The sequence below is a fragment of the Aliiroseovarius sp. genome (assembly GCF_030148435.1).
Lineage (GTDB): Bacteria > Pseudomonadota > Alphaproteobacteria > Rhodobacterales > Rhodobacteraceae > JASBTN01.
Window position 1 is genome coordinate 1 of the sequence record NZ_JASBTN010000016.1, and the last position, 10,593, is coordinate 10,593.

10 protein-coding genes are annotated in these 10,593 nt (G+C 66.0%); 8 read left to right on the forward strand and 2 right to left on the reverse strand.

The window, feature by feature from the left end:
- From Q1V43_RS03245 to Q1V43_RS03280, 8 genes are all read left to right on the forward strand, one after another.
- On the forward strand, positions 1-342 hold a 342-nt coding region (locus tag Q1V43_RS03245; protein WP_300513884.1), incomplete at its 5' end, for a helix-turn-helix domain-containing protein.
- Between the two features lie 126 nt (positions 343-468).
- The gene (locus Q1V43_RS03250) at positions 469-2,034 is read left to right on the forward strand and encodes a trimethylamine methyltransferase family protein (protein WP_300513885.1); all 1,566 of its coding nucleotides are present in this window, start codon (positions 469-471) and stop codon (positions 2,032-2,034) included.
- Positions 2,035-2,243: 209 nt separating this feature from the next.
- Positions 2,244-2,795, forward strand: a complete 552-nt coding sequence (locus tag Q1V43_RS03255; RefSeq protein WP_300513886.1) for a TetR/AcrR family transcriptional regulator — start codon at positions 2,244-2,246, stop codon at positions 2,793-2,795.
- Between the two features lie 22 nt (positions 2,796-2,817).
- Positions 2,818-3,927, forward strand: coding sequence for a mandelate racemase/muconate lactonizing enzyme family protein (locus Q1V43_RS03260; protein WP_300513888.1), 1,110 nt, complete (start codon positions 2,818-2,820; stop codon positions 3,925-3,927).
- 3 nt (positions 3,928-3,930) lie between these two features.
- Positions 3,931-5,025: an alcohol dehydrogenase family protein gene (locus Q1V43_RS03265; RefSeq protein WP_300513890.1), complete on the forward strand. Its 1,095-nt coding sequence runs from the start codon at positions 3,931-3,933 to the stop codon at positions 5,023-5,025.
- The gene (locus Q1V43_RS03270; RefSeq protein WP_300513892.1) at positions 5,022-6,146 is read left to right on the forward strand and encodes a mandelate racemase/muconate lactonizing enzyme family protein; all 1,125 of its coding nucleotides are present in this window, start codon (positions 5,022-5,024) and stop codon (positions 6,144-6,146) included. The genes Q1V43_RS03265 and Q1V43_RS03270 overlap by 4 nt, the downstream gene beginning before the upstream one ends.
- 3 nt (positions 6,147-6,149) lie before the next feature.
- The gene (locus Q1V43_RS03275) at positions 6,150-6,881 is read left to right on the forward strand and encodes an SDR family oxidoreductase (protein ID WP_300513894.1); all 732 of its coding nucleotides are present in this window, start codon (positions 6,150-6,152) and stop codon (positions 6,879-6,881) included.
- Positions 6,878-7,612 carry an SDR family oxidoreductase gene (locus Q1V43_RS03280; protein WP_300513896.1) on the forward strand — a complete coding sequence of 245 codons (735 nt, stop codon included), beginning with the start codon at positions 6,878-6,880 and terminating at the stop codon, positions 7,610-7,612. The genes Q1V43_RS03275 and Q1V43_RS03280 overlap by 4 nt, the downstream gene beginning before the upstream one ends.
- Positions 7,613-7,662: 50 nt before the next feature.
- Here Q1V43_RS03280 and Q1V43_RS03285 read toward each other — a convergent pair whose 3' ends face one another.
- Both Q1V43_RS03285 and Q1V43_RS03290 read right to left on the reverse strand, forming a co-directional pair.
- On the reverse strand, positions 7,663-9,015 hold the full coding sequence (locus Q1V43_RS03285; RefSeq protein WP_300513898.1) for an FAD-binding oxidoreductase: 1,353 nt from the start codon (positions 9,013-9,015) through the stop codon (positions 7,663-7,665).
- On the reverse strand, positions 9,012-10,511 hold the full coding sequence (locus tag Q1V43_RS03290; protein WP_300513900.1) for an aldehyde dehydrogenase: 1,500 nt from the start codon (positions 10,509-10,511) through the stop codon (positions 9,012-9,014). The genes Q1V43_RS03285 and Q1V43_RS03290 overlap by 4 nt, the downstream gene beginning before the upstream one ends.
- Between the last annotated feature and the right edge of the window lie 82 nt (positions 10,512-10,593).

Consider the following 10,593-nt stretch of genomic DNA (forward strand, 5'->3'; position numbering starts at 1 on the left):
TCGATCGGCATTCGCAACGAAAACCTGGTGCGGGTGATCAAACATTTCGAGGCCAATATCGACCAGCCGCTGAACCTCGACGATGTGGCCAACGAGTTCGCCATCTCGCGTCGGCAGATCGAACGGCTCTTTACCAAGCACCTGGGAATCTCGCCGAAACGGTATTTTGCGCAGCTGCGCCTGGCGCGCGCCCGTGCGCTGCTGGCGGAAACCGACCTGCCGGTGGCCGAGATCGCAGCCGCCGTGGGATTTGAAAGTTCGACCTATTTCGCCCGGCGTTTTCGCGACATGTTCGGCGTCACACCGCACCGGTTTGCGGCCGGGCGCAGCGGCGCAGACTGACAACACAGGACATTTTCGACGCGCAATCGATCGCCAGCGTGTCGGTTTCTGCAACGGGATTTCGTGATTGGGCAGGTGGCCCCTCCTTCTTCCCGGGACAATCTCCGGACAGCAAGGAGGATGCCCATGGCCACAGCCACGCCCACCAAACCCGCCCCCCGCACCCGCTCCGGCGGCCGGTCCGCCCGCCGGGCCGCCCGCACCGCGCCCAAGGTCGACATGTTGCCGGGCCTGACCCGCAACATTCCCGAATGCGAGGTGATGGACGGCAGCCAGGTCGAACGCATCCACAACGCCTCGATGGATATCCTGGAAAACACCGGCGTGCAGTTCCGCGACCCGATCGCGCTGGAAGACTGGAAACGCGCAGGCGCCAGGGTGGTGGGCGAGCTGGTCTACCTCGATCGTGGTCTGGTCATGGAGCTGATCAAGACCATCCCGTCGGATTTCACCTATCACGCGCGCAACCCGGCCAACAACGTGCGCCTGGGCGGCAAGCATTCGGTCTTCGTGCCGATGACTGGTGCGCCCTTCCTGCGCGACCTGGATGACGTGCGCCGCAACCCGACGCTCGATGACCTGGCGATGTTCCACAAGCTCAGCCACATGTCGCCCGCACTGCACAGCTCGGCCCACCATATCGTCGAGCCCTACGACCACCCGATCTCCCAGCGCCACCTGCGCATCACCTATTCGTCGATGAAATATTCGGACAAGATGTTCATGGGCATGACCACCTCGCCCAAGAATGCCGAGGACGTGATGGACATGTGCGCGGTCCTGTTCGGCGAGGAATTCCTGATGGAAAACCCCGTCACCACCGGCAATTGCAACGGCAACTCGCCGCTGGTCTGGGACGAGACCATGCTCGGCGCCCTGCGCGCCTTCGGCGCGCGCCGCCAGCCGGTTCTGTGCTCGCCCTTCGTGCTGGGCGGCGCCAATACGCCCGCCTCGGTCGCCGCCTCGGTTGCGCAGCTCAATGCCGAGGCCCTGTCGGCGCTGGCCTATACCCAGCTGTGCAACAAGGGCACGCCCGCGATCTATGGGCACTACCTGTCGACCGTCAGCATGAAATCCGGCGCCCCGATGGCGGGCACGCCCGAGATCAGCCTGATGAACTTCATGATCGGCCAGATGGCGCGGTTCTACGGCGTGCCCTGGCGCACGTCGAACACGCTTGGCGGGGCCAAGACCTTCGACGCCCAGGCGGGCTATGAAAGCGCGACCACCCTGTCTGCCGTGATCCACGCCGGGGCCAATTACATCTGGCATTCGGCCGGCTGGAACGAGGCGGGCATGCACTGTTCGGTCGCCAAGTTCATCGTCGACGCCGAACAATGCGCGATGGCCTACCGCATGGCCGAAGGGCCGAAATGGGATGATTTCGACGCGGCCGTGGGCGCGGTGCCCGACGTCGGTCCCGGCGGCCACTACCTGGGCCACCCGCACACGCAGGAGAATTTCCAGACCGCCTTCTTCATGCCGGAGCTGTTCGACAACAACTCGATCGAGCAATGGGTGGCGGAAGGATCGGTCGAGATCACGGAACGCGCGCTGAACCACGCCAGGAAGCTGCTGTCCGAATATCAGGAGCCGAAGCTGGACGAGGCGAAGGACGAGGAGCTGCTGGAGTATATCGCGCGCCGCGAGCGGGAGATCCCGGCGGCCGACGAGCTGAACCAGGACTACTGACACGGGACACTCCCCCGACTGGCCCGTCCCCTGACCACGGGGGGCGGGCTTTTTCGCGGCCAGATACTCAACGGGGCAAACGGACATCCCCGCTGGCGTTCGACCGGTATGGATTGGCCAGGCCGTCCTTTCCCCCATGTCGCCAAACCCGGCCTCCCGTGTCGGTTTTCGTCAAGTGAGGGGTAGAATGATCGCTCTACCCTACCCTCATGATCGAGATGAAAGACCAGATTGCCGCGCGCCTGCACGGCCAGTTCGACGAGATGGGCTTTGCCGCCCCCGGGGTCGAGGCCCTGCGCGAGGGGGCCGACGTGTCCCTGCGAACGCTCTACAAGTATTTTCCCAGCCGCGAGGCCATGGTGGTCGGCGCGCTGGAGCACCGCGACCGCGCCTATGACGACTGGATCGGCACCGGCCCCGCGGAAGGGGCAGACCATGTGCTGCATATCCTGGTGCGCCTGGCCGACTGGCTGTCGGGCATTTCCAACGCGGGCTGCCTGTTTCGCAACGCGCTCTCCGCATATCCCGACAGCGCAGCAATCCGCGCGGCGGTAAAGGCGCACAAGGCCGGCCTGCGCGCCAAGTTCCAAGGGCGCCTCGCCCATGTCGCCCCCCGGTGCGACGCGGATCGCCTCGCCGACCAGCTTTTCATCCTGCACGAGGGGATGACCGAAGCCGCCCGCCTGATCGGTCCTGCAGCGGCCCGCCGCCAAACCCTGCGCACCGCGCGCCTGATCCTGACTGCGGCCGACATAGCCTGACACACCAACGGAAAGACCCGTCATGAATATCACCGAGCTTCACATCTACGCCCATGACCTGCCGGTCCGGAACGGGCCCTATACCATGGCCAATGCCGAGGTCTGGGCGCTGGACACGACGCTGGTGAAACTGGTGTCCGACAGTGGTCATGTCGGCTGGGGCGAGACCTGCCCGGTCGGTCCGACCTATGCCGAGGCCCATGCGGGCGGGGCGCGGGCCGCGTTGAAACTGATGGCCGAAGGGCTGATCGGCGCCGAGGCAACCCCCGGCACCCTGCGCCGCCTTATGGACAGCCTGCTGAACGGTCACAACTACGCCAAGGCGGCGCTGGACATTGCCGCCCATGACCTCATGGGCAAGGCTCTGGGGGTCAATGTGGCTGACCTTCTGGGCGGGGCGGTGACAGACCGCGTGCCCTCCTATTACGCCACCGGCGTGGGCGCGCCGGACGACATCGCGCGGCTGGCCAGGGAAAAGCTGGACGAGGGCTATCCCCGCCTGCAGGTCAAGGTCGGGGGCCGCCCGGTCGAGCTGGACATCGAGACGATCACCAAGGTCTGGGAGCAGATCAAGGGCTCCGGCATGCGCCTGGCGGTGGACGGCAACCGCGGCTGGACCACCCGCGACGCCCTGCGTGTAAGCCGCGAGCTGCCGCATGTGCCCTTCATCATGGAACAGCCCTGCAACACCGTGCAGGATCTGGAAAAGATCCGTCCGCAAGTGGGTCACGGCATCTACATGGATGAAAACAGCGTCGATCTGAACACGGTGATCTCGGCGGCCGGCACCGGGTTGGTGGATGGGTTCGGCATGAAGATCACGCGGATCGGCGGCCTGTCCCCGATGCGCGCCTTCCGCGACATCTGCGAGGCGCGCAACCTGCCGCACACCTGCGACGACAGCTGGGGCGGCGACATTATTGCGGCGGCCTGCACCCAGATCGGGGCCACCGTGCGCCCCGACCTTCTGGAAGGCGTCTGGCTGGCCGCGCCCTATATCGAGGGCAACTATGACCCGGAAAACGGCATCCGGATCGAGGGTGGCCATATCGCGCGCCCCACCGGCCCCGGTCTGGGCGTGACGCCGGACGAAACACATTTCGGCGCCCCTGTTGCGTCCTTTGGAGGATAAGCCATGATCCCCGACACCATGACGGCCGTGCTGCTGACCGGCCACGGTGGCATCGACAAGCTGGACTACCGCACGGACGTGCCCACACCCCGACCGGGGCCGGGCGAAGTGCTGATCCGCGTCGCCGCCGCCGGTGTGAACAACACCGACATCAACACCCGCATCGGCTGGTATTCGAAGGCCGTTACCGAGGACACCGGAACCGGAGGGGCCGAGGGCTTTGACACTGTGGATGACGCCGACGCAAGCTGGTCCGGAGTGCCGCTGACCTTCCCACGCATTCAGGGCGCCGATGTCTGCGGCCAGGTGGTGGCGGTGGGTGAAGGGGTGCACCCCTCGCGAATTGGCGAGCGGGTGATCGTGCGCAACATGCTCAGGACCTATGTCGACTACCGCCCCTATGAATGCTGGACCATCGGCAGCGAATGCGACGGCGGCTTCGCCCAGTTCTGCGTCGCCCCGGCGCGCGAGACCCATGCGGTCGACTGTGACTGGACGGATGCCGAGCTCGCCGCCATCCCCTGCGCCTATTCCACCGCCGAAAACATGCTGCATCGCGCCGGTTTGGGCGCCGAGAAAGTGCTGATCACCGGGGCTTCCGGCGGGGTCGGATCCGCCGCCGTGCAACTGGCCAAACGGCGCGGCGCGCATGTGATTGCGCTGTGTTCTCCGGCCAAGGTCGATGCCGTGCGGGCCTTGGGCGCTGACCAGGTGCTGGACCGGGGTGCCGATATCGTTGCCGAACTGGGCGAAGTTTCGGTCGACGTGGTGGTCGACCTGGTGGCCGGGGACGGCTGGCCTGCCCTTCTGGACGTGCTGCGCCGGGGCGGGCGCTATGCCACCGCAGGCGCAATCGCCGGGCCGATTTGCCAGATCGACATTCGCACGCTCTACCTGAAGGATCTCACGCTCTATGGCTGCACCTTCCAGGAGGATGTCGTGTTCGAGAACCTGGTGCGTTACATCGAAGCCGGTGAAATCCGCCCGGTGGTCGCGGCCACCTACCCGCTTTGCGAGATCGCAAAGGCGCAGGAGGATTTCCTGGCCAAGACTCACACCGGACAGCTGGTCCTCATTCCCCCTGAGGTGGCCCGATGAAAATCGACAAGATCGAGCTTTTCGAACTGCACCTGCCCTTTGCGGGCGGATCCTACGAACTCTCCGGCGGGCGCACCTACACCGGTTTCGACAGCGTCATGGTGCGCCTCAGCGCCGATGACGGGACCGAGGGCTGGGGTGAAAGCACCCCCTTCGGGCCGAATTACATCGCCGCCCACGCGCGCGGCGTGCGCGCCGGGATCGAGGAAATCGCCCCCTACCTTATCGGCCGCGACCCGCGTGACGTGGACCGGATCAACGACGCGATGGACGAAGCCCTGCTGGGCCACAACCACGCCAAATCCGCCATCGACCTGGCCTGTTGGGATCTGTTCGGCAAATCCGTGGACCTACCGGTCTACAAACTGCTGGGCGGCGGCACCGGCAAGCGCCTGCCCGCAATCAGCTCGATCTATGCGGGGCCCCCCGAGGACATGCGCGCCCGCGTCGCCGAGCATCGCAAGCTGGGTTACATGGGACATTCGATCAAGGTCGGCGCGCTGGACAGCGAGGGGGGACCGCAACTGGATGCCGAGCGCATCGCGGCTTCGCTGGCAGACCGGCAGCCTGGGGAGTATTTCCTCGTCGACGCCAATGGCGGGCTGATCCCTGAAACCGCCCTGCGCATGTTGCGCGCCCTGCCCGAGGGGTTGGATTTCGTGCTGGAGGCGCCCTGCGCGACCTGGCGCGAGACGATGTCCCTGCGGAGCCGCTGCAATGTGCCGATCATCCTGGACGAACTGGCGCAGGAAGATGGCGACATCGCCAAGCTGGTGGCGCTGGATGTGGCGGACGGGATCGGGTTGAAAATCTCCAAGGCCGGGGGCCTGACCCATGCGCGGCGCCACCGCGACATCTGCCGGGCGGCGGGGCTGACGATCAGCGTACAGGACACGGTGGGCTCCACCCTGTCCGCCGCGTCGATCTTCCACATGGGCGCTACCGTGCCCGAACGCCTGCTGCGTTGTGTGCTGGACCCGCGCGACATGGTGACAGTGCAGACCGGCGCGTTCGACGCGCCGATCCGGGACGGCGGGGTCCTGCCGCCCGAGGCGCCCGGGCTGGGCGTGACCATCAACCGAGAACTGCTGGGCGACCCCGTCGCCAGTTGGGAGGCATAGCACATGTTCGAAGGAAAACGCGCGCTGGTGACTGGCGCGGCCGGAGGCATCGGCGCCTCCATCGTCGAAAAGCTGCGTGCGCAAGGCGCCCGCGTGGCGGTGGCCGACCGCGTGACGGACGGGATCGCCGCCGAGGCGCATCTGTCCGGCGACCTGCTGGACGGTGCCTATTGTGACGGGCTGGCGGCGGCGGCCATCGACGCGCTTGGCGGGCTCGATATCGTCGTCAACAACGCAGGTGTCATCACCCGCGGCCCAGTGACCGAAACCACCGATGCCGACTGGGCGCTGTCGATGGGCGTCAATGTCGAGGCTCCGTTCCGCATCTGCCGCGCGGCGATCCCGTTGATGGCACGGACGGGGGGCGGGGCCATCGTCAACACCGCGTCCTGCTGGGGCGGCAAGGCACCGGGTCCGAACCACGCGCTTTACTGCATGACCAAGGCGGCAATTGCCCAGCTGACCGAATGCATGGGGCTCGACCACGCCCACCAGGGCATTCGCGTCAATGCGGTCTGCCCGAACGAGGTCAACACGCCCATGCTGCGCTCTGGCTTCGCCAAACGCGGCTATGACCCGGACAAGGCGGTCGAGGAACTGGGCAGGACCGTGCCGCTGGGCCGCATTGCCGAACCCGAGGACATTGCCGATGTGGTGCTGTTCCTGGCCTCGGACGCGGCGCGGTACATGTGCGGCGCGCTCCTCGCGGTGAACGGCGGGAAACCGGTCGCATGAACCGGTTTCAGGAAAAGGTGGCGCTGGTAACAGGCGGGCGGTCGGGCATCGGTCAGGCGATCGCAACGCGGCTTGAGGCCGAAGGCGCGCGGGTCTTTACCGCACAACGCGGTGAAGAGACCCGGTTTGAAGGCATCGCGGCGGATTTCACCGATCCCGCCAGCCCTGCCACGGTGGTGGGCGAGGTCATTTCCCGCGCCGGACGGCTGGACGTGCTGGTCAACAACGCGGGCATGATGCAGGAGGCGCGGGTCGAGGAGATGTCGCTGGACGACTGGCAGCGCACCCTGACGGTCAACCTCACCGCGCCCTTCCTGTTGATCCGGGCGGCCCTGCCCCATCTGCGTGCCACGCGGGGCTGCATCGTCAATGTGGGTTCGATCGAGGGGCTCGGGTCGAACCCCGTCCACGCCGCCTATTGCGCCTCCAAGGCCGGGCTGCACGGGCTGACCCGCGCGGTCGCGGTGGATCATGGGGCCGAAGGCATCCGCGTGAATGCCGTGGCGCCGGGCTGGATTGACACGGAGCTGAACGAGGCCCTTATCGAAGCTTCCGCCGATCCTGCCGCTTTCCGCCGCGATATCGGAGGTATCCACCCGCTGGCCCGCACCGGCAGGCCCGAGGAAGTGGCCGCTCTCGTGGCCTTCCTCGCCTCCGAAGAGGCCGGGTTCATCACCGGTCAGGTCTACAGGGTGGATGGCGGGCGCATGGCGCAATTGAGCCTTCCGTGAAAGACAACACCCGGGCGTCGCGGCCCGGGTGTCTCTGGTCTCTTGCGCATTCAATCGTCCCGCGCGCGCCATTCCTTGTAGCGCAGAACCGCATTGGCCCCGATCTCGGCAATGGGCGGCGGCGGCAGGCGTTTGGGCCGTGCTTCACCCCCGAAATGCGCGGTGATGTCCGAGCTGACCCCCAGCGCCTTCTCCGCAGCGCAGATGCCGGTGAGCGTGCCGCGTGCCGTTCCCAACCCGTTCTGTACGCAGGCCGCATAGACGCCCCGGTCAATCTCGCCGGTGACGGCCACACTGTTCAGCGACAGGCAGAGGTGGCCGGCCCAGGAGTACTCCATCCTGAGCCCGGCAAGTTGCGGGAAGCGCTGGTCGAACTTGCGCTGCATGACGCGCGCCGCGCGCTCCAGCTGTCCCGCGCGCGGCTGCATGTCCTGTTTCAAAACCGCACAGGTACGGGTGACGATGCGATTGCCGCCCTGCCCCGCATCAATACGCCGCATGGTCGTGCCCATCGGGTCGGAGGGCGTTATGCCCCAACGTGACGCACCGCCGAGCCTGGCCAGCGCATCCGCCCCCAGTTCCGGTGTCATGGTGGCAAAAAGGAACAGCTGCATCAGCCGCCCGCGCGCCACACCGAAGCTCTCCAGATGACCGTTGTTGGCCAGGATCACTTTGGGTGTGGACACCGTGCCACCCTGTGTCTGCACGTTCCAGTCGGCACCAGCGCGGGTGAACCCGGTCACGGAGCTGTTTTCGCAGACCCGCACCCCGTCACGGGCCAGCCCTTCGCCGAGCCCGCGAATATAGCCCGCCGGCTGCAACATCACCGTGCCCGGCGTGTAAAGCCCGGAGACATAGTGTTTCGACCCGGTCAGCGCCTCCATCGCCGGACCGTCCAGCATTTCCGAGCCTTCACCGAGGCTTACCAGATGCCTGGCATAGCTCAGATTGTGGGCGTGGGCCGTGGCGCTGGCCGCGCCGTTCACCTTGCCCGCCCGATCGAAGAAATCCGGGGAAATTCCATATTCCTCAACCGCTTGCCCGGCGAAGTTGATAGCTTGGCGGTTGAGCGCGATCAGCGCGCGGTCATCCCCGGCCCCGGCGTAGTCATCCGAGGCCAGCTCATGCGGCAGGTCGATCATGAAACCGGAGTTGCGCCCGGCCGCCCCTTCGGCAAGACGCCCGGCTTCCAGCACCATGACCCGCAGGGAGCCATCCAGTTGGTGCAGGCGCCGGGCCGCCGAAAGCCCCGCAAAACCGCCGCCGATCACCACCACGTCGGCGACGTTGTCGCCCTCCAGCGGCCGGGGCGCGGGCCCCTCTCCCAAGATTTCGGACCAAGCCGCCGGGCCGAGGTGGGTGGGCAGTCGTCTTGCCCGGTATTTGGCCTTGTATGCGCTCACGCGACGGCCTCGTCTTCGTCATCGGCCAGGTCGATCCACAGCGTTTTCAGCTGGGTGTACTGGTCATGAGCATGCACGGAGTTGTCACGCCCGCCGAAGCCGGACTGTTTGTAGCCTCCGAAGGGGGTGGAGATGTCGCCCTCGCCAAAGCTGTTCACCGTCACTGTCCCCGCGCGAATGGCGCGTGCGCCGCGAATGGCGCGTTTGACGTTGGCGGTGAAGAGCGACGCGGCCAGGCCGTAATCGGTGTCATTGGCCACGGCGATGGCCTCGTCGAAGCTGGATACGGTGACGACCGACAGGACCGGGCCGAAGATCTCTTCGCGGGCCAGGGTGTGGTCATTGCCGTCCACCTCGACCACCGTGGCTTCGACATGGGTGCCGTCATGGGTCTTGCCGCCCAGCACCACGGTTTCAGCCTTGTCGAGGTAGGAGCAGACTTTCTCGAAATGCGCCTTGGACACCAGCGCACCCATGCGGACCTCCGGGTCCAGCGGCGCGCCGACGTTCCATTCACGGGCGTGGTGGGCGATGCGGTCGAGCAGTTCTGCTTTCACGCCCTTGTGCACGATCAGGCGCGACGATGCCGAGCAGTTCTCGCCCATGTTCCAGAAGGCGCCATTGACCACGTGTTGCGCCACCCGGTCCAGGTTCTCGGCGTCGTCCAGAACCACGCAGGGGTTCTTGCCCCCCATCTCCAGCACGACCTCTTTCGCATTGCTTTCAGCAGCATAGCCAAGGAAACGCTTGCCGGTCACGGTCGAGCCGGTGAAGGACACCATGTCGATGTCCATGTGGCGACCGATCGGTTCGCCCACTTCCGCACCCCCACCGGGCAGCACGTTGAAGACGCCGCGCGGCAGGCCCGCTTCAATCGCCAGTTCGGCAATGCGCAGGGCGGTCAGCGTGGTCTCGGCGGCCGGTTTCACCACCAGCGAACAGCCCGCCGCCAGCGCCGGGCCGATCTTCCATGCCAGCATCAGGAGCGGGAAATTCCAGGGCAGCACCAGCCCGACCACACCGATGGGCTCACGCAGCACCATGGCGATATGATCGTCCGATGCCGGGGCCACCTGGTCGTAGATCTTGTCGATCGCTTCCGCATGCCAGGTCAGGCAGTGGATGGTTTCGGGCACATCGACGGTTTCGCAATCCAGAATGGTCTTGCCCGAGTCGATGCTCTCCATCACCGCCAGTTCACGCGCATTGCGCTTGATCAGCTTGGCCAGGCGGATCAGCACCTCCTTGCGTTCAGACGGATGCAGGCGCGACCAGCGACCGTCCTCGAAGGCCTCGCGCGCCTTTTCGACGGCGAAATCGACGTCCTCGGCACCGCAGGCGGCGATGTCGGCCAGCTTTTCACCGGTGGCGGGGTTCACGCTTTCGAACGTATTGCCCGATGCGGCCGGACGGAAGGTGCCGTCGATGAAGGCATTGGCGGGCAGGTTCAGACCCTTGGCGATGGCTTCGTATTCTTCCCGTGTCAGCAGGTCCATGTCCCTTATCCCTCTGCCTGAATGTCTGCGATGGTGCGTTTGAGCACGCGGATGACCTGCTCCAGCGCCCGTTTGTCGTCCT